This is a genomic window from Tsukamurella strandjordii, assembly GCF_039525985.1.
Taxonomy (GTDB): Bacteria; Actinomycetota; Actinomycetes; order Mycobacteriales; family Mycobacteriaceae; genus Tsukamurella; species Tsukamurella strandjordii.
This window is the reverse complement of sequence record NZ_BAAAII010000002.1, coordinates 555,041-577,161: the sequence shown is the minus strand read 5'-3', so window position 1 is coordinate 577,161 and position 22,121 is coordinate 555,041. Positions and strand designations below refer to the sequence as shown.

Sequence of the window (22,121 nt, the reverse complement as noted above, 5' to 3'; positions counted from 1 at the left end):
GCCCGCAGTCCGGATCGTCCGTGTTGCACGCCGCCCGTTCCGGGGCATATGGTTGCAGGCAACAACAATATGTATGTTACACACATGTATGTGAAATCGTCCGAAGGACTGCCCTGTGACCAGCAATGTTTCCGCCGCGGCCCCGTCCGCTGCGCCTGATTCCGGCGCTTCCCGCCGCAATCACCCCCTCGTGACCGTGATCATCCTGTGCTTCGGCGGCATGGTGGCCGCGCTCATGCAGTCGCTCGTGATCCCCATCCAGCCCGAGCTGCCGCAGTTGCTGAACACCTCGTCGGCGAACGCCTCCTGGGTGATCACGGCGACCCTCCTCGCGGCCGCCGTCGCCATGCCCGTGGGCGGCCGGCTCGCCGACATGATCGGCAAACGCCCCGTCCTGATCCTCACCGCTGTGCTCCTGGTGGCTGGCTCGCTGGCGGCGGCCCTGTCGGACGGTCTGCTCATCATGCTCGTCGGCCGCGTACTGCAGGGCCTGGCGATGGCCTTCATCCCGGTGGGCATCAGCATGATGCGCGAGGTGACCCCGCCGTCGATGACCGCCACCGCCGTGGCCGCGATGAGCGCCACCCTCGGCGTGGGCGGCGCCATCGGCCTGCCGCTCTCCGCCTGGATCGCGCAGACCTACGACTGGCACATGCTGTTCTGGGTCTCCACCGGCCTGGCGCTGCTCATCCTCGCGGCGGTGGTCTTCGTGCTGCCCAACGGCGCCCCCGGCGTGGGTGGCCGGATCGACGTGATCGGCACCCTCGGTCTGGCCGTGGGGCTGGTCGGCGCGCTCGTCGCCATCAGCAAGGGCAACGACTGGGGCTGGACCTCGGTCGGCACCCTCACCCTGGGGATCGGCGGCGTCCTGGTGCTGTTCGCCTGGGGCGCCTACGAACTGCGCCACGACGATCCGCTCGTCGACCTGCGCACCTCCGCCCGCCCGCGGGTGCTCATCACCAACATCGCGACCATCACCATCGGCTTCGGCATGATGGCGATGATGCTGGCGGTACCGCAGATCATGGAGTACCCCACCGCCACCGGATTCGGACTCGGCAAGTCGCTGCTCGAGGCAGGCCTGTGGATGATGCCGGGCGGCATCATGATGATGATCTTCGCGCCCGTCTCCAGCATCCTCATCCGCAAGATCGGGCCCACCTACACCCTGGCGATCGGTGCCCTGGTGGTCTCCTTCGGCTACGTGCTGGCGTACCTGATGATGGACGCCGCGTGGAAGCTGTCGTTGGCCAGCGTCGTCGGCACCGTGGGTGTCGCCATCGCCTACGCCGCGATGCCCACGATCATCATGTCGGCCGTGCCTCCGAACAAGACCGGTGCGGCGATCGGCCTCAACGCCCTGATGCGCTCGCTGGGCACCACCATCTGCTCCGCCGTCGCCGCGGCCATCATCTCGGCGAAGTCGGTCACCATGGCGGGCCATGTGATCCCCACCGCCGGCGCCTTCCAGACCATCTTCGTGGTGGCCGCCGTCGCCGCGCTGGTGGCCGCCGTCATCGCCGTCTTCATCCCGCGCGGCGACGCCGCCGACCAGGCGCAGGAGAAGGAGTTGGCGGGAAGTACCCCGCGCGACTGAGTAGTCGTACGCATCCGTCGGCGGGCCGGGTCCGGGATCGTTGAGGCATGACCGCAACCGACTCCCGGATCGCCCGGCTCGCCACCGAGCTCGATATCACCGTGCGCCGCCTGCAATGGATGCAGGTGGAACTCGGCGAGATCGCCCGCGACCCGCGCGGCACCGTCGCCCCTGTTCCCGCACAGGTCCCGGCCCGGCCGCTCCCGGCGCCGCTGCCCGCTCCCCGGCCCGTGCCGCCCGCCCGGCCCAACACCGGTGTGTCCGGCCCCGTCTGGACGCCGGGCCCCGGTTCCGCGCCCGCGCCCGCGGCGACGCCGAGCGCGGCCTCGCCCTTCACCGTGGGGCGAGTGCTCGCCGGAGCCGGGGTCCTGGTGACGCTGGTGGGCGTCGCGCTCCTGCTCGTGCTCGCCGCCCAGGCCGGGCTGCTCGGCCCGGCCGTGCGCGTGGGCCTCGGCACCGCACTGGCCGCGGGACTGCTCGGCACCGCGCTCTGGCTGCACCGCCGCCCGGGCGGGACCGTGGGGGCCAGCGCCCTCGCCGCCACGGGTGTGGCCGCCGCCTACCTCGACACCGTGGCGATCACCGGTATCTACCACTGGGTGAATCCGGCCGTCGGCCTGGCTCTCTCGGGGCTCATCGCGCTCGGCGGTCTCTGGCTCGCGTCGCGGTGGAACTCGCAGTGGCTCGGTATCGCCGTCTTCGCACCGATCTATCCGCTGGCGCCGCCGCTCGCGGACTCCGGGTACCTCCTCGGCGGATTCACGGTGATCCTGGCGATCGCCTCGATCGGCGTGCGCCGCCCCGCTGATTGGCAATGGCTGCACCTGGTCCGCTCGGTGGGGACCTCCGGCACGCTCGCGGTTCTCGCCCTGGCCGCCGATTCGGCCGAGGCGCTCCCCGCCCTGGGTGCGGCCGTACTGGGCGCGACCGTGGGCCTGCTCGCCGCCGCCGATCCGCGTGCCCGCGACGGTCGCGCCCTGCCGCTCGTCGCCGGCGGCATGATCGCTGCTCTACCCGTGCTCGTCGCGCTCCCCGGGGCGCCCGCGTGGGCCGCGGCCGGCGGGGTGGCCGCCCTCATCGCCGGCGCCGTGGCGATGGGCCTGCTGCCCGGCACCGTGACCGGGGTCCGCGCCGCGTGGTTCGGCACCGCCACCGTCGCCGCCCTGCTGGGGACCGCGGTCCTCGTGCCGCCGGTGTGGATTCCGGCCGCGCTCCTGGGTGCGGGCACCGCGGCGCTCTCGGCCGGCGCGCGCGACCGAGTGGCCATGACGTGCGGATGCATTCTCGGTGGCATCGGAATCCTGCTCGGTGTGGGGACTTTCGGCGCCACAGTGCTCGCCACATCGTCCGAGACCGTGCGCTACGCGGGATCCGCCGGCGTCCTGGTCGCGTCCGCACTGGGTATCGCCTTCGGCGCGGTCCTGGTGTGGCGCGGATCGGGCGCGGTGCCCGCCGAACGGCGCACCGCCATCCTCATCGCCGGCGGCGCGATCATCCTCGGCTCCACCACCGTGCTGCTGGTCAACGCGGGCTGGGCCGTTGCCGGCCCGGCCGGCATGCGCTGGGGCCACGGCCTCGCCACCGTCACCTGGATGGCCGTCGGCGCCGCAGCCGTGCTCGTGCGCCGTCCGGGCACGGGCCCGGCGACCACCGTCGCCGGACTGGTGATGATCGGCGCGGCGGTCGCAAAGCTCTTCCTGTTCGACCTGGCCTCGCTCGACGGTGTGGTCCGGGTGATCGCCTTCCTCGTGGTGGGCGTGGCACTGCTGGCAGTGGGTGCGGTCTACGCCGCGCGCCCGGACCGGGCGGACGACGCGCCGCGCTAGCCGTCCACCCCGGAGCGCCAGCGACGCGGCGACGCGCCGTACCGCCGTGAGAAGGCCCGGCTGAAGCCCGCTTCCGACCCGTAGCCCACAGCGCGCCCGACCTCTCCGACCGGCAGATCGGATTCCCGCAGCAGCTCGGCCGCACGGTCCAGCCGCCGGTCGGTCACGTACGCCGACGGTGCCACGCCGAGCAGCCGGGTGAACCTCGCCGCGAAGGCCGATCGGGACAGCATCGCGACCTCGGCGAGCTCCGCCACCGTCCACGGCCGGTCCGGATGCGCGTGCACAGCCGTCAGGGCCGGTCCGATGTTCGGATCCATCGCGGCGGTGAGCCAGCCCGGATTCGATTCGGAACCGGTTGCGGCCCAATGGCGGAGGGCGTGGATGAACAAGAGTTCCAGGATCCGGGACGACATCACATCCCCGCCGGGACGCGGGTTCTTCGCCTCATCGAGCAGCAGGTACAGGCTCAGCGGAAGCCATTGCGCGCCGGGGTCGTCAGCGGCGCAGCGGATCAGTGGGGGAAGGACGGAGAGCACCGGGTCGGCCACGGCGGAGTCGACGTCGAATTCGCCTCGCACCCACTCGGTGGCTCCCGTGCCGTGGAGCAGGTGTTCGTCACCACGGGCGAGCAGCACCATATCCGCCGGCGCGAGGGGGACATCGGCATCGCCCACCCGAACGGTGAGCCCGGTGGAGACGGCGAGATAGACCAACCGCCGGTCTGCGACGTGCTCGCTGAAGGGTCCCTCGGACACGTATCGTGCCGCGCGAACGCCGTACAGCCGCACCGATCGGAGGAGTTCCGACAGGGCATCAGGGCGGGAGACGTCTGGACGATCTGCAAAGAACTGCGTCGATTCAGGCATGTTGTTTGACTGAACATCCTTCTACTCTGGGTCGTGCACAGCATAGTTCGCATCACCGGAAGGGCACACGCAATGACTGACAAGCCGACCATCGTCCTCGTTCACGGCTTCTGGGGCGGCGCCGCCCACTGGGCCGGGGTGATCGTCGAACTCCGCAAGCGGGGCTACCCCGAGCTGCGCGCCGTGGAGAACCCGCTCACCTCGCTGGCGGACGATGCGGAGCGCACCCGCAAGATGGTGGCGCAGGTCGACGGGCCCGTGATCCTGGTGGGCCACTCCTACGGCGGCGCCGTGATCACCGAGGCGGGTAACCTGCCCAATGTCGTCGGACTGGTGTACGTCGCGGCCTTCGCCCCCGATGCGGGGGAGAGCCCCGGCGGCATCACTCAGGAGAACCCGCCGGCAGGTGCGGCGGCCCTGGCCCCCGATTCGGACGGCTACCTGTGGATCAAGCAGGACGAGTTCCACGCGAACTTCGCCCAGGACCTCTCCGCCGACGAGGCGCTGGTCATGGCGGTCACGCAGAAGGCGCCGCTGGCATCCACTTTCGGTGATGCGATCACCGAGCCCGCGTGGCGGCACAAGCCCAGCTGGTACCAGGTGTCCACGGAGGATCGGATGATCCACCCGGACAACGAGCGTCGGATGGCGGAGCGGATCGCACCCCGCGGCGTGATCGAGCTCGAGGCCAGCCACGCGTCGCTCGCCTCGCACCCCGCGGAGATCGCCGATCTGATCGACGCCGCCGTGGCCGGGACTGCGAGCTAGTTCGCGGAATCCTCCTCGCCGCACAGGTATTCGCCCACCCGGCAGGTGGCGACCTCCGCGCGGAGCACGGACCGCTGAGTGGGGCGGGCGTCGGCGTAGCGGCGCCCGCCCTCCTCGGTGATGGTGGTGAAAACCGAGCGGCGATCGCTCGAGCACATCGAGCGGGCGGCGAGGCCGTCCCGTTCCAGTCGCGCGACGAGTCGTGAGAGTGCCGACTGCGACAGGTGCACGCGCTCGGCGAGATCCGCCATGCGCAGGCCGTCGGTGCCGGCCCGGGCGAGCTGCTCCAGGACCTCGAACTCCGACGAGGTGAGGTCGTGGGCGCTCAGAGCCCGGTCGAGCGCACACGACATGCGCGCGTAGTCGCGCATCAGCTGGTGCCACTGCGCGGCCAGCGCCTCGTCGGCCTCGGACTCGGGGCCCGCCTCCGCCGCCGGCGCGATGTCGCCTTTGACCGTCATGGCCACATGCTACACCGGGCGCGCGCAAAATATTCCTGAGAAATAAATGTAGACACATTGAATGCATGCGCATAGAGTTCTCGCTCGTGACCACCACACACGAGAACCCGACAGCGCCCACCGGGTCCGACGCACCGTCGCTCCACGTGACCTCGCCGACCGGATGGACCTCCCGCACCTGGCTCCTGTTGCTCGTCCTCTGCGGCGCGCTCTTCCTGGACGCCCTCGACATCTCGATGGTGGGCGTGGCACTGCCCTCCATCAAGGCCGCCCTCGGCATGGAACCCGCGGCCCTGCAATGGATCGTCTCGGGCTACGTGCTCGGCTACGGCGGTCTGCTCCTGCTCGGTGGCCGCGCCGCCGACCTGCTGGGCCGCCGCCCCGTCTTCCTCGGCGCCGTGCTCGTCTTCGGTATCGCCTCCGTCGCCACCGCCTTCATCGACGTGCCCGCCGTGCTGATCGCGCTGCGCTTCATCAAGGGCGTGGCCGCGGCCTTCACCGTGCCCGCCGGACTGTCGATCATCACCACGACCTTCGCCGAGGGGCCCGCCCGCAACAAGGCCTTCTCCATCTACACCGTGTGCGGTGCCTCCGGCTTCTCTCTCGGCCTCGTCTTCGGCGGCCTGCTCACCGAGGTCTCCTACCGGCTCACCCTGCTCTTCCCCGGCCCGATCGCTCTCGCGCTCGTGGTGCTCGGCTGGAAGGTGATCCCGAAGGCCGCACCGTCGGAGAAGTTCGCGCTCAAGCGATTCGATGTGGCGGGCGCGCTCACCTCCACGGGTGCCCTGCTCCTGCTGGTGTACACCGTGGTCCAGGCGCCCGGCCTGGGCTGGACCTCCGCCACCGTGCTCACCCTGTTCACCGTGGCCGCACTCCTGGCCGTGGCCTTCGTGGTGATCGAGCTCAAGCACCCGCACCCGCTGGTGCGCCTGTCGATCCTGAAGTCGGTGCGGCTGGTGCACGCGAACCTCGCCGGATTCGTGATGTTCGGCGGCTACGCGGCCTTCCAGTTCCTGGTGACGCTGTACGTGCAGGATTCGCTCGGCTGGAGCCCGGTGGCGATGTCGCTCGCCTTCCTACCTGCAGGCCTGCTCGTGGTGGCCTCGGCCACCAAGATCGACGCCGTGCTCGACCGGGTGAACAGCACCGTGCTCGTCGCGGTGGGCCTGCTCGCCTTCCTCGGCGCGTACGCCTGGTTCCTGCGCGCCGAGCCCGGCGCCAGCTACTGGGTGTTCCTGTTCCCCACCATTCTGCTGCTGGGCGTGGGCTTCGCACTCACCTTCCCGGCGGTGAACTCGCAGGCCACCGCAGGTGTCGACGACGATGAGCAGGGTCTGGCCTCGGGCCTTCTCAACACCTTCATCCAGGTGGGCGGCGCGGTGATGATGGCCGTGGTCACCGCGATCACCACCAGTGGGCACGTCGCCGCCGAGCCCGGGCAGCTGTTGCCCGGCATGACCACCGCCATCACGGTGATCGTGGGCCTGACCGTGGTCGGGATCGCCGGCACCGCCGTCGTCCTCGGGCTCTCCCGGCCGCAGGCCCAGGCCACTCCGGCTCCACAGCTGGTCGACTGACGCCCGATAACGCTGCGCGCCCCCGGCTTTCGAAGCCGGGGGCGCGCGTCGTCGAGCTAGCGGGGAGGCTCGCCGTCGGCGGTCACCCACTGCACCAGCTGATAGACGACGCCGTTGGGGTCGGCGGTCTGGAAGTACCGCTCGCCCCAGGGCTCGGTCTCGATGGCCGTCACCACCGGCGCCCCGGCAGCCCGCAGCCGCTGGTACTGCGTGTCGATGTCGTCCACGGTGAACACCACGAGTAGGCCGGTCGCCGATCCGGCCTGACTCTCGGGCTTGAACGTGGAAAGGCCGGTGCGCAGGTACACGATCGACGGTCCGCCGTCCGGTGCCGCCACCGATTCCACGCCGTCGAAGCTCATCTGCGGGGTGTAACCGAAGTGGCGGCGGACGAACTCCGCGGAGGCGATCGGGTCGGCGACGTTGAGCGAAAGGGTGTGCGAGGTGATGTTCATGGGCTCTCCGATGCGTAATTAGCGGACAACGACATGAGTTTAACGCGTGGGGTGGCAGGATTGTTCCCGTGACCGAATCCGACGCCGCGCGCTTCGTCCGGCTGCTGTGGCGCGTGCCCGAGCCGTCGCGCCGCGGGCCCAAGTCCCGGCTCGACGTGGACACCGTGGTCGCGGCCGCGATCCGGATCGCCGATGCCGAGGGCCTCGCGGCCGCCACCATCCGCCGGATCGCCGAGGAGGTCGGCGCCTCACGGATGGCCGTGTACACCTACGCCGACGGGAAAGAGCGCCTCCTCGACCTCATGACCGATGCCGTCAACGCCGAGGTGCACGCGGCCGGACCCATCGATCAGCCCTGGCCGCAATCGGTGCGCGAACTCGCCGACCGCAACCTGGCCGCCCACCGCGCGCACCCCTGGCTCACCGACGCGCCGCTCGAGAGTCCCGTCCTGGGGCCCGGCACCGTCGGGAAGTACGAGACCGAGCTCGCCGTCTTCGACGCGCTCGGGCTCGACGACGTGCCCATGGACCTGTGCCTGAACCAGGTACTCGGCTTCGTCCGCGGGACAGCGCGCGACGAGGCCGCGCGCCGACCGGATCCCGCGACCCCGGCGCAGTGGTGGGCCGACTACGGCGCAGCCCTCGCGGCGGTCATCGACCCCGCCGACTATCCGCTCGCCTCCCGCGTCGGCACCGCAGCGGGCGAGGCGATGGGTGCCGCCCACGACGGTGACGCCGCCTACGTCTTCGGGCTCGACCGGCTCGTCGACGGCCTCGTTCGGTACGTCGACCAGGTGCGATCCGAGTCCTCCTAACCGGCCCCGGGGGCTGCGCCGCGTGCGTACTGTGTCGCCATGCAGTCCTGGGCAGCGATCACCGCCGACCTGCAACGGAATTGGCCGATCTACGCGTCGATGCCGATCATCGCCGCGCTCATCGGCTGGGGCACCAAGATCGTTGCGATCCGAATGATGTTCCGGCCGCAGCAGTTCAGGGGCATCGGCAAGCTCGGCTGGCAGGGCATCATCCCCAAGCGCGCCCCGCAGATGGTCGAGGTGCTGTGCGACACCCTCACCGACCGCCTGGTCTCCGCCTCCGAGATCCTGGAGAAGGTCGATCCCGAGGAACTCGGCGACCGGATGGAACGCGCCCTGCGCCGTGAGGTCGCCCGCATCGTGCCCGTGGTGGCCGCCGAGTACCAGCCCGCGCTGTGGAACCTGCTGCCCGGCACCGGCCGTGACCTCGTGGTGCAGCGCGCACAGGTGATCGCCCGGTCGCTCGTGCCGCAGCTCGTGGCCGCCATCCGCGACAACCTCGACGAGGTCTTCGATCTCAAGGAGATGGTGACGCGGGAGGTGCTCGCCGATCCGGACCTGCTGGAGAAGATGTTCCTCGACGTCGGCCGGCGCGAGTTCGCCTTCATCCGGCGCAGCGGCCTGGTCTTCGGCTTCCTCATCGGCATCCTGCAGGCCGCCGCCTGGGCGGTGTTCCGCAACCCCTGGGTGATGCCGCTGTTCGGCCTCTTCACCGGCTGGTTCACCGACTGGGCCGCGCTGCGCCTGATCTTCAACCCCAAGGAACCGAAGCGCTACCTCGGCCTCGTCGAATGGCAGGGCCTGTTCCTCAAGCACCGCATCGCGGTCTCCGAGGAGTACGGCAGCCTGATCGCCGCGCGTGTGCTCACCTCCGACCGGCTGGTCCGCTCGCTGTTCACCGGTCCGCACCGCGACCAACTGGTCACCGTGGTGGCCGGCGTGCTGCGCGAGGCGATCGAGGAGGAGATGCCGAGCATCGAGAAGGCGTTGCGCCGCAGCACCGGGCTCGACGGCATCGGCGTCGGCCCCGTCACCGTCGGCGCGCTGGTCGGGGTGGTCGCCGACGCGGTGGGCGCCGTGGGCAGCGCGGTCGGCGGCCCCGTGGGGAAGGTCGCGGGCGGGCTCGACATGACGCAGATCGGCCCCATGTCGCGGGCGGGTGCCGACGACTTCGTCACCGCCCTGCCCGTGATCCTCGGCGAGGCCACCGACTACCTCGACGCCAAGCTCGACATTCGCGCCACGATGATCGAGAAGATGGCCGCGATGACACCCGAGGAGTTCGAGGGCGTCCTGCGCCCCGCGTTCCAGGCCGATGAGAAGACCCTGATCATGGTGGGTGCGATCCTCGGTTTCCTGGTCGGTGAGCTGCAAGTGCTGATGGTCGAGAACCTCACCCACTGACATCTCGCAGGCCGGGCCTTGAAGCGCTAGCACTCCCATGGGTAGAGTGCTAAGTGGTTCGTGTGTCGAGGCGACTCGGCACACAAGGTGACGCCGGCACCCGCGACGACGGCTGTGACTTTCGGGCCAGACAAATGACACCGATATCCACACATGGAGGCGAACTGTGGCAAGCGTGAACATCAAGCCGCTTGACGACAAGATCCTGGTCAAGGCCACCGAGGCCGAGACCACCACTGCTTCGGGTCTGGTTATTCCGGACACCGCCAAGGAGAAGCCGCAGACCGGCACCGTCGTCGCCGTGGGCGAGGGTCGCGTGACGGAGGCGGGCAACCGCGTCCCCACCGGCATCAGCGAGGGCGACACCGTGCTGTTCAGCAAGTACGGCGGCACCGAGTTCGTGTACGGCGGCGAGGAGTACCTCGTGCTCAGCTCGCGCGACGTGCTCGCCGTCATCGGCAAGTAACAGACCAAGCCGTGCGAATTCCGGACCGCCCCGCCCCGGCGGGGCGGTCCGGAGTCGTTTCATCCGAGCCCAGGAGCTTTACATATGGCTAAGCAGATCGCATTCGACGAGAGCGCACGCCGCAGCCTCGAGGCCGGCGTCGACGCGCTCGCCGACGCGGTGAAGGTGACCCTCGGACCCCGCGGCCGGCACGTGGTGCTGGCCAAGGCCTTCGGCGGACCCACCGTGACCAACGACGGCGTGACCATCGCCAAGGAGATCGAGCTCGACGATCCGGTCGAGAACCTCGGTGCCCAGCTGGTGAAGTCCGTCGCCACCAAGACCAACGACATCGCGGGCGATGGCACCACCACCGCCACCGTGCTCGCCCAGGCCATCGTCAAGGAGGGCCTGCGCAACGTCGCCGCCGGCGCCAACCCGATCGAATTCGGCAAGGGCATCGGCGCGGCCGCCGACAAGGCCTCCGAGATCCTCATCGCGCAGGCCACCCCGGTGAACGGCGAGAAGGCGATCGCCCAGGTCGCGACCGTCAGCTCGCGCGACAGCGAGCTCGGCGACATGATCGGCGCCGCGATGACCAAGGTCGGCGCCGACGGCGTCGTCACCATCGAGGAGAGCTCCGGCGTCGAGACCGACGTGGTGGTCACCGAGGGTGTGCAGTTCGACAAGGGCTACATCTCCCCGAACTTCGTGACCGACCTCGAAGCACGCAAGGTCGTCTTCGACGACGCGCTCGTGCTGCTCTACCGCGACAAGATCACCTCGCTCCCGGATTTCCTGCCGCTGCTGGAGAAGATCCTGGAGACCGGCAAGCCGGTGCTGATCGTGGCCGAGGACGTCGAGGGCGAGCCGCTCTCGACGCTGGTCCTCAACACCCTGCGCAAGACCATCAAGGCCGTCGCCGTGAAGGCGCCGTTCTTCGGTGATCGCCGCAAGGCCTTCCTCGAGGATCTTGCCATCGTGACCGGTGGCACCGTGATCAACACCGATCTGGGCCTGAGCCTGGCCACGGCCGGCATCGACCTGCTGGGCAGCGCCCGCCGCGTCGAGGTCACCAAGGACTCCACCACCATCGTCGACGGTGGCGGTTCCAAGGAGGACGTGCAGCAGCGCAGCGCGCAGATCAAGGCCGAGATCGAGAACAGCGACTCCGACTGGGATCGCGAGAAGCTCTCCGAGCGCCTCGCGAAGCTGGCCGGTGGCGTCGCCGTGATCCGCGTGGGGGCCAACACCGAGACCGAGCTCAAGGAGCGCAAGTACCGCGTCGAGGACGCGGTCTCCGCTGCCCGCGCCGCGGTCGAGGAGGGCATCGTCTCCGGCGGCGGCACCGCGCTGGTCAAGGTCAGCGCGCAGCTGGCCGACCTGGAGGACTCCTCCGAGGGCGACTTCAAGCTGGGCGTGCGCGCCTTCCGTCGCGCCCTCACCGCACCGCTGTTCTGGATCGCCAGCAACGCGGGCGAGGACGGCGCCGTCATCGTCAACCAGGTGACCGAGACCGGCAAGGGCTTCAACGCCGCCACGCTGGCCTTCGGCGACCTCATCGCCGATGGCGTCATCGACCCCGTCAAGGTGACCCGCAGCGCCGTCGTGAACGCCGCCTCGGTGGCGCGCATGATCCTCACGACCGAGGCCACCGTGGTGGACAAGCCGGTCGACGAGGCCGACGACGCGCACGCCGGCCACGGCCACGCGCACTAGGCACCACCCGCACCGCTTCGGCGCCCCCGGCCCTTCCGGCCGGGGGCGCCGTCGTATCCGCTGCACGTGTCGGTGGACGGGGCTACGGTCGGGACATGCGGTACGGGATCGTGGTGACGGACCGGGACCCCCGGCGGTTCGCCGACGCGGCACGGGCCGCGGAGGAGGCCGGGTGGGACGCCGTCTTCTCCTGGGAGTCGGTTGCGGGGCTCGACGCCTGGGTCGCGCTCACGGCGGCCGCCGTCGCCACGGAACGGATCCGCCTCGGCACGATGCTCACCCCGCTGTCGCGCTGGCGGCCGTGGGATCTGGCCCGCGTCACCACCAGCCTCGACCTGCTCTCCGGCGGCAGGGTGATCCTGCCGGTCGGGCTCGGCGCGGTGTTGGAGGAGTGGACGGCCTTCGAACCCGATCAGGGGCGCAGGACGCGCGCCGAGCTGTTGGACGAGAACCTCGACGTGCTGTTCGGGCTGTGGTCGGGAGAACCGTTCTCGTACGACGGGCGCCATCACACCGTGAAGGCACTCGATCCGGGGCCTCTCGCCGCGCCGCCCACCGTCCAGCGGCCGCGCATCCCCGTGTGGTGCGTCGGCCTGGCCGGGGCGCGGAAGTCGATGGCCCGCGCCGCGCGGTGCGACGGGCTGCTGCCCAACTTCCGGCCGCCCGCCGGGGTGGCACCGGAGACCTACGACGCCACCGTCGACGAATACGCGGCCATCGCGCGCGAGGTCCTCCAGCTTCGGGCGGAGGCGGGATTCACGTCTCCGTACGACCTGGTGGGGGAGGCGGGCTATCCGATCGCCGAGCGCTCCCGTTCCGTGGAACGGGCCGCACAGCTCGCGGACGTCGGCTACACGTGGTTCGTCGATTCGTACTGGGACGATCTCGGCGCCCCCGACGAGGCCGCGCGCACTCGGGCGCGGATCGATCAGGGGCCGCCGGTGGCGTAGGCGAGAGGGTCAGCCGGCGATCGGCCGCCGGGCGTCCCGCTTCATGAGGGTGGCGCGTTCGGACTCGGACAGTCCGCCCCAGATTCCGTACGGCTCCGCGACCGCGAGCGCGTGGCTGCGGCACTGGACCAGCACGGGGCAGGTGTGGCACAGCTCCTTGGCACGCCGTTCGCGCTGGGCGCGGGCCCGGCCCCGTTCACCGTCCGGATGGAAGAACACCGAGCTGTCGACGCCACGACACACACCCCGCATCTGCCAATCCCAGAAATCGGCATTGGGCCCCGGGAGCTCATTAGGCTGAGGCATCGCATTCTCCAAACGCTCGGCGTCGTCTTCGCTGGCATCGAAACGTCGTTGTTCCGCTGCGCTCACCGTATGCAGTTAGCGAGAGGAAGGTCAACCTCGTGAGGGTATTCCGACCGGACCACGAATCACGTCGAGATTTAACATTGCGTTCATTGTCGGCACCCCTCACGTGCCAATTTTGCGACAGCAAAATGCTACCGAGAGAACCGCTGGAGTGCTGGCCAACGGTGTAAGAAAGACTATTTCCACGGCGTGGATTGAGTGTGAATCTGCGACATTGTCGCGGTGTCCGACTTTACCGTCAGGTAACATTCGCGTGAGAATCGGCAGCCTTGGGGCCGCGGTGAGCGCGCAAAATTCGAGAGGTTAAATCTTTGGAAACGGGGATCCCGGGGTCGCGGGCGACGCCGGAGCTGGACGGTGCGCTCGCGGCGGCCTTCGGGCTGGGCGCGGGGTCCGGGGCGGCGGCCGGAGACCCCGAGGGTCGCGCCTGGCTCCGCGCGGTCGCGCTGGCCGGCCGGGGACGATTCGCCGCGGCGCGGGCGCTCTCCGCCACCATCGGTACCGGGGCATTCGGGTCGGCGGCGCGGTGCCTGGAGGCGTCGATGCTGCGCCAGTCCGGCGGGCACCGTCGGGCCTCGGGAAGCGACGGTGCCGCGTGGGCCCTCGCGGCGGGACTGCCCGGCGACGATGCGGGGCTCGCGGTGGCGGTGCGGGTCGACGCCCTCGTCGGGCTCGCGGCCGACGCGCTCGGCGTCGGTCGATTCGCCCTGGCCGCGGCGATGCTGGCCCGTGCCGACACGGAACTGGAAGCGGCGGACGCCGGCGTCGAGTGGCCCTGGTGGACGGTGCCGCGGGCGGCCCTGCGACGGGACTGGGTGGCGGCCGAGCTGGCGATCTACTCGGGCGATACCGCCGGAGCCGGCCGCTCGCTGACCGCTCTGATCGACGGCGATCCGGGGCCGGCGCACCCCCGTCATCATGCGAAGACGCAGCTCATCGCCGCTTCCGCGGCGGCCGCGTCGGGCGATGTGGGACGCGCGACCGAGCTGGCCCGTACGGCGTATGCGATCGCCACCGAGGGTGGGTTCGATCCTCTACAGTGGGCCGGTGCGAAACTGATGACCGCGTTGTCAGATGAGGTGCGGGGGCAGCGTTTCGCGCGGGAGGCCGCGACCATCGAGGCGAAGTGGATTCGCGATGGCGCGGAAATGGGAAGACTGTAACGGCAGGATGCAGGCTGGCGATGATTCTGACAGGTGAGGAGCTCGACCGGGCCGTGCGCGAAGCCGCACGCGGCGACAGGTCGGCGCTCGCGGACGTTCTCGATTCCATCCGGCCTCTGGTCGTGCGGTACTGCCGTGCGCGGGTCGGTGGTGGTGAGCGTCACTCGCTGTCAGCGGAAGACATCGCGCAGGAGGTGTGTATGGCGGTCATGATGGCCCTGCCCAGGTACGAAGACCAGGGTCGCCCGTTCATGGCATTCGTCTACGGCATCGCCGCGCACAAGGTCGCCGACGGCTTCCGCGCCGCCACGCGTAACAAATCCGATCCCGTGAGCGAGATGCCAGAGAGAGCGTCGCTGGAAGGCGGCCCCGAGGTCACCGCACTCGAGTCGGAGGCGAACCAACGGATGGCCCGCCTGCTCGGCACGCTCCCGGAGAAACAGCGCGAGATCCTGATCCTCCGCGTCGTCGTCGGCCTCTCGGCCGAGGAGACCGCGGAGGCGGTGGGCGGTACCGCAGGTGCCGTCCGCGTCGCTCAGCATCGCGCGCTGGCGAAGTTGAAGAACCAGATCGAGAAAGAAGGTGAGATGTAATGGCCGGCAACGATCCGCGGAATCCCCGCGATGGGGCGACGGGGGATCCTCGTGATCCCGAACGCACGGCCGCTCACCGTCTGGGCCCGCCGATGCGACCGATGCGTCCCGGTGGCACGCCCGACAATCGCAACGCCGACACCGGTTTCATCGACCGGGTCACCGACGACGGTGCGCCGGTCGACGTCGCCGCGGTTCGCCGCGACGACGAACTGATCGAGGCGCTCGCCGCCGGCGGTGCCGTCAGCACGTCCGATCACACCGAGTTCGCGCTCGCCTCGTTGCTCGCCGACTGGCGCGACGAGATCGTCACCACGCCCGTCGCCGCGGGCCCGTCCGTCGACGAGTTGATGGCCGAGGCCGAGCGGCGCAAGGCCGGTGGCGACGGTGCCGGTGTCACCTCGCTGGCCGACGCCCGCAATGCCCGCCGCAGCCGCAAGCTGGGGCTGGCCATGGGCTCCGCCGCAGCCGCGGTCGCGATCCTCGGCGGTGGCGGTGTGCTGGTGAACGCCGCGAGCCCGGGCGACGGTGCGCTGTGGAGCGTCAAGGAGGTCGTCTTCTCGGACGCCGCCTCGCAGACGCTGGCGACCTCGGAGGCGAAGGCGCAGATCGAGAGCGCCGATCGCGATGCCTCGTCGGGTGATCAGGCCGCGGCGCAGTCCGCCCTGGTCAGTGCGCGGCAGCAGGCCGCGAAGGTGAAGAACGACAAGCAGCGTGCGGCCCTGGAGGAGCAGATCCGTCAGGCCGAGGCGCGGGCCGGGCTGCCCGTCGGGTCCACCGATCTCGGTGCCACGACCTCGGCCTCCGCCTCGGCGACGGCGCCGGTCACGGTGCGTCCGCCGGATCCGCGGTCGTCCACGTCGGTCCCGACCACGATCCTGCCGACGCCGCTGCCCACGACCACGGTGCCGTACCCCACCACGACGACGCCGCATCCGACGACGACCACCCCGCCGACGACGAGCACGACGACGGAGCCGACCACCACGGACCCGGCCACCGCGACGACGACCACGGGGTCGCCGGTGACCACCACGACGACGGTCCCGCCGACCGCCACCCGGCCGCCGGTGACCACCACGACGACGGTGGCCTCGAGCCCCACGTTCACGGTGGAGCGCCCGGGTCAGCTCCCCGGCTGACGGTTCGATCCCACGAGAAAGCCCCCACCGATCAGGTGGGGGCTTTCCTCGTCGAGGTGCTTACTCGTCGCCGGCGAGGTTCATCGCCGCATCGGCGTAGCCGCGGCAGTAGTCCCAGGTGACGTAGGCGTCGGGCGCCGGATCGTAGGCCGGCTCGTGCGGCCGGACGGTGCCGTCCACCAGGAGCTGCAGCAGGTTCGCGCGCAGCATGTCCCAGTCGTGGTAGTGGTCTTCCTGGCAGTCGTCGCAGCAGATCACCAGGCCGCGGATGCCGCGGTGACCGAGCAGTGCCTCGTACACGGAGAGATCGGCGAGGTCTTCCTCGACCGCGAGCCGCTCCGCGGGATCGAGCGGCTGTCCGGGATCGAGCGAGTCGAGAGCGGCCGTGGGGTCGCTCGGATCGTCGGCGAACGGGTCCGGGGGAAGCCCGGGAGGAAGATTGTTGCGCACACCCCCACGGTACGCAGCGGCCCGCCGTTCGGCCAGCCACACGCCCGTCGCGAGCACAAACCTTCCCCGCGTACCATGGATACATGACGCGTACCGGCACTTCCGCGCCCGATTCCACCGGCTCTGTTCGTATCGGGGGTGACGATCCGTTCAAGGTCGCCATGCTCGGCTTGACCTTCGACGATGTCCTGCTCGTTCCCGCCGCCTCCGACGTGGTTCCGTCGGGCGTCGATACGTCCACCAAGCTCACCCGCGAGATCACGCTCAAGGTCCCGCTCATCAGCTCGGCGATGGACACGGTCACCGAGGCGCGGATGGCCATCGCGATGGCCCGCAACGGCGGCATGGGCGTGCTGCACCGCAACCTGTCGATCGAGGGTCAGGCGCAGCAGGTGGAGACCGTGAAGCGGTCCGAGGCCGGCATGGTGACCGACCCGGTCACCTGCAGCCCGTCGAACACGCTGCGCGAGGTCGACGAGATGTGCGCCCGGTTCCGGATCTCCGGCCTGCCGGTCACCGACGAGAAGGGCACCCTGGTCGGCATCATCACCAACCGGGACATGCGCTTCGAGGTCGATCTCGACCGGCCCGTGGCCGAGGTGATGACCAAGGCGCCGCTGATCACCGCGCAGGAGGGCGTGACCGCCGAGGCCGCGCTGGGCCTGCTGCGTCGCCACAAGATCGAGAAGCTCCCGATCGTGGACGGCAGCGGCAAGCTCACCGGCCTGATCACGGTCAAGGACTTCGTCAAGACCGAGCAGCACCCCAACGCCACCAAGGATTCCGACGGTCGGCTGCTGGTGGGCGCCGCGGTCGGCGCGGGCGATGAGGCGTGGGCGCGCGCGATGGCGCTGCGCGACGCCGGTGTCGACGTGCTGGTGGTCGATTCGGCGCACGGTCACTCGAGCGGCGTGCTGAACATGATCGAGAAGCTCAAGCTGGAGCTGGGCGATGATGTGCAGATCATCGGCGGCAACGTCGCCACCCGCGGCGGCGCCGCGGCGCTGATCGAGGCCGGCGTGGACGGCGTGAAGGTGGGTGTGGGCCCCGGCTCCATCTGCACCACGCGCGTGGTCGCCGGTGTCGGCGCCCCGCAGATCACCGCGATCCTGGAGGCGAACGCCGCGTGCGCCGCCGCCGGTGTCCCCGTGATCGCCGACGGTGGCCTGCAGTTCTCGGGTGACGTGGCCAAGGCCCTCGCGGCCGGCGCCTCGACGGCGATGCTGGGTTCGCTGCTGGCGGGCACGGCGGAGTCGCCGGGTGAGCTGATCCTGGTGGGCGGCAAGCAGTTCAAGAGCTACCGCGGCATGGGCAGCCTCGGCGCGATGCAGGGCCGCGGCCAGGCCAAGTCGTACTCCAAGGACCGCTACTTCCAGGACGATGTGCTCTCCGAGGACAAGCTGGTCCCCGAGGGCATCGAGGGCCGGGTGCCCTTCCGTGGCCCGCTCAGCTCGGTGATCCATCAGCTGACCGGTGGCCTGCGCGCCGCGATGGGCTACACCGGCAGTCAGACCATCGCCGACCTGCAGCGGGCGCAGTTCGTGCAGATCACCGCGGCGGGTCTGAAAGAATCGCATCCGCACGACATCACGATGACGGTCGAAGCGCCGAACTACGCGAGCCGCTAGAGCTCCGCGGGGCTCGCCCGTCGAGGGAGAGTCCCTACCCCGTCCCGGAAGGACCGAGCGCGTTGCGCGACATGGTTGAGATCGGCATGGGCCGCACGGCCCGACGCACCTACGAGCTGCAGGACGTCAACATCGTCCCGTCGCGGCGCACCCGCTCCTCGAAGGAGGTGTCCACCGCCTGGCAGCTCGACGCGTACCGCTTCGACACCCCGATCCTGTCGCATCCGACCGACGCGATCGGTTCGCCGGAGTTCGCGATCGAGCTGGGCAAGCTGGGTGGGCTCGGCGTGCTCAACGCCGAGGGGCTGTTCTCGCGGCATCGCGACGCCGAGGCGAAGATCCGCGAGGTCGTCGAGCTCGCGGCGTCGGACATCACCGGTGTGGCCGCGATCCGCAAGCTGCAGTTGCTGCACGCCGCGCCGGTCGACCCGGAGCTGCTGGCGGCGGCCGTCACCCGGGTGCGCGACGCCGGGGTCACGGTGGCGGTGCGGGTCTCCCCGCAGCGCGCGCGGGAGCTGACCCCCACGCTGCTGCAGGCGGGCATCGACCTGCTGGTGATCCACGGCACGATCATCTCGGCCGAGCACGTCTCGGCGGAGGAGCCGTCGGGGGAGCCGTTGAACCTGAAAACCTTCATCGGTGATCTGGACGTGCCCGTGGTCGCGGGCGGCGTGAGCGATCACCGCACCGCGCTGCACCTGATGCGTACCGGTGCCGCCGGAGTGATCGTGGGCTACGGCTCGGCCGAGGGCGCCACCACCACCCGCGAGGTGCTCGGCATCGGCGTGCCCATGGCCACCGCGATCGCGGACGCCGCAGCGGCCCGTCGGGACTACCTCGACGAGACCGGCGGCCGCTACGTGCACGTGATCGCCGACGGCGACATCTACAGCTCGGGCGATGTGGCCCGCGCGATCGCCTGCGGCGCCGACGCCACCATGCTGGGTGCGCCGCTGGCCGTGGCGGCCGAGGCGCCGGGCAAGGGCTGGTACTGGCCCTCGGTGGCCGCGCACCCGTCGATGCCGCGCGGCGCCGTGGCACCGGCGCAGCTGAGCGGGCTCGACGCCCGCGACGGTGCGGCCCCGTCGCTGCAGACCATCCTCACCGGTCCGTCGGTGGAGCCGAACGGCCAGTTGAACCTGGTCGGCGGCCTGCGTCGGTCGATGGCCAAGTCGGGCTACAGCGAGCTCAAGGAGTTCCAGAAGGTGGGCCTGAACGTCGCGAACTGAGGTTCGCGAATCCGCTCGGGTCGGACCGTGGAAGCCGCCGAAGCACTGTTATTGAGTGGTGTTTAGTAGTACCGTTACCCGTCAGTAGGGCCGTTTCAGCCGCGGCCCGGTGACACATGTCCGCGCAGGACGGGTGATAGGGGAACTGCAATGGTCAAGCAGAAGACGGGCGACCACTTCGACGTTCTGGTGATCGGCTCCGGGTTCGGCGGCAGCGTCACGGCGCTGCGGCTCACCGAGAAGGGCTACCGCGTGGGCGTCCTCGAGGCCGGACAGCGCTTCAACGACGAGGACTTCGCCGAGACCACCTGGAACCTCAAGAAGTTCCTCTGGGCGCCGAAGCTCGGCTGCTTCGGCATCCAGCGCATCCACCTGCTCAACGACGCCGTGGTGCTCGCGGGCGCCGGCGTGGGCGGCGGCTCGCTGAACTACGCCAACACGCTGTACAAGCCGCCGGCGCCGTTCTTCAACGACCCGCAGTGGAAGGACATCACCGACTGGGACGATGAGCTCAGCCCGTTCTACGACCAGGCCCGGCGCATGCTCGGCGTGGTGAAGAACCCGCACGAGACCCCGTCCGACCGCGTGATCAAGCAGATCGCCGACGAGATGGGCGTGGGCGATACCTATGTCGCCACCCCCGTGGGCGTGTACTTCAACCAGCCCGGCCGCACCGACGCCGATCCCTTCTTCGGCGGCGCGGGCCCTGCTCGCACCGGCTGCACCGAATGCGGACAGTGCATGTCGGGCTGCCGGGTGGGCGCGAAGAACACCCTGATGAAGAACTACATCCACCTCGCCGAGAAGGGCGGGGCCCGGTTCATCCCGATGACCACGGTGACCGGCGTCCGCGAGGGCCGCAAGGGCGTGTGGGAGATCGACACCGAGCGCACCGGCGCGATCGCGCGGAAGAACCGCACCGTGTACACCGCGGACAACGTGGTCTTCGCCGCGGGCACCTGGGGCACGCAGACGCTGCTGCACCACCTCAAGGACACCGGCGCCCTGCCCGAGCTGTCCGATCGGCTCGGCGTGCTCACCCGCACCAACTCGGAGTCGATCCTGGGCTCCGCGCGCACCGTCGCCGATCCGAACGAGGACCTGTCCAAGGGCGTGGCGATCACCAGCTCCTTCTACCCGCGCCCCGACACCCACATCGAGCCGGTCCGCTACGGCCCCGGCCGCAACGCCATGGGCCTGCTGCAGACCCTTCTCGTGGACGGTGACGAGAAGCGCACCCGCCTCGGCGGCTTCGTCAAGGGCCTGGCGCGTAAGCCCTCCGATCTGAAACTGCTGCTCACCCAGAAGAACTGGGGTCAGCGCGTGCTGATCCTGCTGGTGATGCAGAGCCTCGACAACTCGATCACCACGTACACCAAGAAGATTCCCGGCTCGAAGAAGCGGCGCATGGTCTCCAAGCAGGGCCACGGCGCGCCGAACCCCACCTGGATCCCGGCGGGCAACGAGGCCGCGCGGATCGGCGCCGAGAAGCTGAACGGCGTGGCCGGTGGCACCTGGGGCGATATCTTCAACGTCCCGATGACGGCGCACTTCCTCGGCGGCGCAGCCATTTCCGAGACGCCGGAGCAGGGCGTGATCGATCCGTACCACCGGGTGCACAACTACCCGTCGCTGTTCGTGGTCGACGGTGCCGCCATCTCGGCCAACCTCGGTGTGAACCCGTCGCTGTCGATCGCCGCGCAGGCCGAGCGCGCCGCCTCGCTGTGGCCGAACAAGGGGGAGAAGGACGCCCGCCCCGCGCAGGGCTCCGGCTACCAGCGGATCGTGCCCACGGCGCCGGTCTCGCCCGCCGTGCCGGAGGGGGCGCCCGGACAGCTGCTGCTGCCGCTGCCGAAGGTGCGCCCGGCGCAGGACGCGCAGCCCCAGGCCTGATCCGGCTTCACGAATTCGGGTTCTGCGACGGTACTCGGCAGAATCTTCCCGTCTGTGCCCGCAGAACCCGGATTCGTGAGCGCTACCCTCGGGACATGACCGTCGACGAGGCGCTGGCCGAGCTCGCCGCGCTGGAGGACCCGAAGGCGCGCGCCGTGAACGAACGGCACGGCGACCCGCACGGCGTGAACCTGACGAAGCTGCGCGCACTGGCGAAGTCGATCGGCACCGATCAGGGGCTGGCGCGGGAGCTGTGGGCCTCCGGCGATGTCGCGGGGCAGTTGCTGGCGTTGCTCATCGGCAAGCCGAAGCCCTACTCGGCCGACGAGCTCGACACCATGCTCCGCTCCACCCGTAGCGACAAGGCACACGACTGGCTGCTCAACTACATGGTCGCGAAGTCGCCGCACGCCGACGCGCTGCGGACGCGGTGGTTCGACGATGCCGACCCGCAGGTGCGCGCCGCGGGGTGGGCGCTCACCACGCGCGCGGTGACGAAGACCGACCTCGACCGGGACGCCCTGCTGGACCAGATCGAGTCCCAGATGAAGGACGCCGCGCCGAAGCTGCAGTGGGCGATGAACGAGACGCTGGCCACCATCGGCATCGAGGACACCTCCCGCCGTGCCCGCGCGATCGGCATCGGGGAAGACCTGCAGGTCCTGGCCGACTACCCGGTGTCGAAGGGCTGCACATCGCCCTTCGCACCGGCGTGGATCGCGGAGATGGTCCGCCGTCGCGAGGCCTGACCGGCGACCACTAGACTGT

General features: G+C 70.1%; 21 protein-coding genes. 16 read left to right on the top strand and 5 right to left on the bottom strand.

Annotated features, from left to right (window positions below; translation table 11 throughout):
* Positions 1-115: 115 nt before the first annotated feature.
* Positions 116-1,597: an MFS transporter gene (locus tag ABD108_RS03560; RefSeq protein ID WP_343929363.1), complete on the top strand. Its 1,482-nt coding sequence runs from the start codon at positions 116-118 to the stop codon at positions 1,595-1,597.
* A 47-nt stretch (positions 1,598-1,644) separates the two neighbouring features.
* A complete protein-coding gene (locus tag ABD108_RS03555; protein WP_343929361.1) occupies positions 1,645-3,423 on the top strand; it encodes a DUF2339 domain-containing protein in 1,779 nt (592 codons plus the stop codon).
* Here the strand turns inward: ABD108_RS03555 and ABD108_RS03550 are convergent.
* Positions 3,420-4,292, bottom strand: a complete 873-nt coding sequence (locus ABD108_RS03550) for an AraC family transcriptional regulator (RefSeq protein WP_343929359.1) — start codon at positions 4,290-4,292, stop codon at positions 3,420-3,422. The two genes, ABD108_RS03555 and ABD108_RS03550, sit on opposite strands and share 4 nt — an antisense overlap.
* Positions 4,293-4,364: 72 nt before the next feature.
* Between ABD108_RS03550 and ABD108_RS03545 the strand changes: the two genes are divergently transcribed.
* Positions 4,365-5,060, top strand: a complete 696-nt coding sequence (locus tag ABD108_RS03545; protein WP_220656412.1) for an alpha/beta hydrolase — start codon at positions 4,365-4,367, stop codon at positions 5,058-5,060.
* On the opposite strand, the gene ABD108_RS03540 is transcribed toward ABD108_RS03545, so the two are convergent.
* Positions 5,057-5,521: a MarR family winged helix-turn-helix transcriptional regulator gene (locus tag ABD108_RS03540; protein ID WP_343929357.1), complete on the bottom strand. Its 465-nt coding sequence runs from the start codon at positions 5,519-5,521 to the stop codon at positions 5,057-5,059. The genes ABD108_RS03545 and ABD108_RS03540 overlap by 4 nt on opposite strands.
* A 65-nt stretch (positions 5,522-5,586) precedes the next feature.
* On the opposite strand from ABD108_RS03540, the gene ABD108_RS03535 reads away from it, so the two are divergent.
* Positions 5,587-7,098, top strand: a complete 1,512-nt coding sequence (locus ABD108_RS03535; RefSeq protein ID WP_220656410.1) for an MFS transporter — start codon at positions 5,587-5,589, stop codon at positions 7,096-7,098.
* Between the two features lie 56 nt (positions 7,099-7,154).
* On the opposite strand, the gene ABD108_RS03530 is transcribed toward ABD108_RS03535, so the two are convergent.
* Positions 7,155-7,553, bottom strand: a complete 399-nt coding sequence (locus ABD108_RS03530) for a VOC family protein (RefSeq protein WP_220656409.1) — start codon at positions 7,551-7,553, stop codon at positions 7,155-7,157.
* Between the two features lie 68 nt (positions 7,554-7,621).
* On the opposite strand from ABD108_RS03530, the gene ABD108_RS03525 reads away from it, so the two are divergent.
* The 5 genes from ABD108_RS03525 (at position 7,622) to ABD108_RS03505 (ending at position 12,886) form a co-directional block, all read left to right on the top strand.
* Positions 7,622-8,368 carry a TetR/AcrR family transcriptional regulator gene (locus ABD108_RS03525; RefSeq protein ID WP_343929354.1) on the top strand — a complete coding sequence of 249 codons (747 nt, stop codon included), beginning with the start codon at positions 7,622-7,624 and terminating at the stop codon, positions 8,366-8,368.
* Positions 8,369-8,407: 39 nt separating this feature from the next.
* Positions 8,408-9,772 carry a DUF445 domain-containing protein gene (locus ABD108_RS03520; RefSeq protein ID WP_343929352.1) on the top strand — a complete coding sequence of 455 codons (1,365 nt, stop codon included), beginning with the start codon at positions 8,408-8,410 and terminating at the stop codon, positions 9,770-9,772.
* A 166-nt stretch (positions 9,773-9,938) separates the two neighbouring features.
* Positions 9,939-10,238 carry a co-chaperone GroES gene (gene groES, locus ABD108_RS03515; protein WP_220656406.1) on the top strand — a complete coding sequence of 100 codons (300 nt, stop codon included), beginning with the start codon at positions 9,939-9,941 and terminating at the stop codon, positions 10,236-10,238.
* A gap of 84 nt (positions 10,239-10,322) precedes the next feature.
* Positions 10,323-11,936: a chaperonin GroEL gene (gene groL, locus ABD108_RS03510; RefSeq protein WP_220656405.1), complete on the top strand. Its 1,614-nt coding sequence runs from the start codon at positions 10,323-10,325 to the stop codon at positions 11,934-11,936.
* 95 nt (positions 11,937-12,031) lie between these two features.
* Complete coding sequence (locus tag ABD108_RS03505) at positions 12,032-12,886, top strand: LLM class flavin-dependent oxidoreductase (RefSeq protein WP_343929350.1); 855 nt, start codon at positions 12,032-12,034, stop codon at positions 12,884-12,886.
* A 9-nt stretch (positions 12,887-12,895) separates the two neighbouring features.
* Here the strand turns inward: ABD108_RS03505 and ABD108_RS03500 are convergent, their stop codons facing one another.
* Complete coding sequence (locus tag ABD108_RS03500; RefSeq protein ID WP_220656403.1) at positions 12,896-13,192, bottom strand: WhiB family transcriptional regulator; 297 nt, start codon at positions 13,190-13,192, stop codon at positions 12,896-12,898.
* A 374-nt stretch (positions 13,193-13,566) separates the two neighbouring features.
* Here ABD108_RS03500 and ABD108_RS03495 point away from each other — a divergent pair, with 374 nt between their 5' ends.
* Genes ABD108_RS03495 through ABD108_RS03485 form a run of 3 tightly spaced genes read left to right on the top strand, consistent with a single transcriptional unit; the run spans position 13,567 to position 16,153 of the window.
* Entirely contained in the window at positions 13,567-14,418 is an 852-nt protein-coding gene (locus ABD108_RS03495; protein ID WP_343929348.1) for a hypothetical protein, read from the top strand.
* Between the two features lie 20 nt (positions 14,419-14,438).
* Positions 14,439-15,011 carry a sigma-70 family RNA polymerase sigma factor gene (locus tag ABD108_RS03490; RefSeq protein ID WP_220656401.1) on the top strand — a complete coding sequence of 191 codons (573 nt, stop codon included), beginning with the start codon at positions 14,439-14,441 and terminating at the stop codon, positions 15,009-15,011.
* On the top strand, positions 15,011-16,153 hold the full coding sequence (locus tag ABD108_RS03485; protein WP_343929346.1) for an anti-sigma-D factor RsdA: 1,143 nt from the start codon (positions 15,011-15,013) through the stop codon (positions 16,151-16,153). Before ABD108_RS03490 ends, ABD108_RS03485 begins: the two co-directional genes overlap by 1 nt.
* A 60-nt stretch (positions 16,154-16,213) precedes the next feature.
* Here ABD108_RS03485 and ABD108_RS03480 read toward each other — a convergent pair whose 3' ends face one another.
* A complete protein-coding gene (locus ABD108_RS03480) occupies positions 16,214-16,603 on the bottom strand; it encodes a DUF5319 domain-containing protein (RefSeq protein ID WP_343929343.1) in 390 nt (129 codons plus the stop codon).
* Positions 16,604-16,686: 83 nt separating this feature from the next.
* Here ABD108_RS03480 and guaB point away from each other — a divergent pair, with 83 nt between their 5' ends.
* From guaB to ABD108_RS03460, 4 genes are all read left to right on the top strand, one after another.
* Positions 16,687-18,231, top strand: a complete 1,545-nt coding sequence (guaB, locus tag ABD108_RS03475; RefSeq protein WP_304941239.1) for an IMP dehydrogenase — start codon at positions 16,687-16,689, stop codon at positions 18,229-18,231.
* Between the two features lie 62 nt (positions 18,232-18,293).
* Positions 18,294-19,460: a GuaB3 family IMP dehydrogenase-related protein gene (locus tag ABD108_RS03470; RefSeq protein ID WP_220656398.1), complete on the top strand. Its 1,167-nt coding sequence runs from the start codon at positions 18,294-18,296 to the stop codon at positions 19,458-19,460.
* Positions 19,461-19,610: 150 nt separating this feature from the next.
* Positions 19,611-21,353 carry a GMC family oxidoreductase N-terminal domain-containing protein gene (locus ABD108_RS03465; protein ID WP_305110034.1) on the top strand — a complete coding sequence of 581 codons (1,743 nt, stop codon included), beginning with the start codon at positions 19,611-19,613 and terminating at the stop codon, positions 21,351-21,353.
* A gap of 95 nt (positions 21,354-21,448) precedes the next feature.
* Positions 21,449-22,102: a DNA alkylation repair protein gene (locus ABD108_RS03460; protein ID WP_305110033.1), complete on the top strand. Its 654-nt coding sequence runs from the start codon at positions 21,449-21,451 to the stop codon at positions 22,100-22,102.
* The last annotated feature ends 19 nt before the right edge of the window (positions 22,103-22,121 follow it).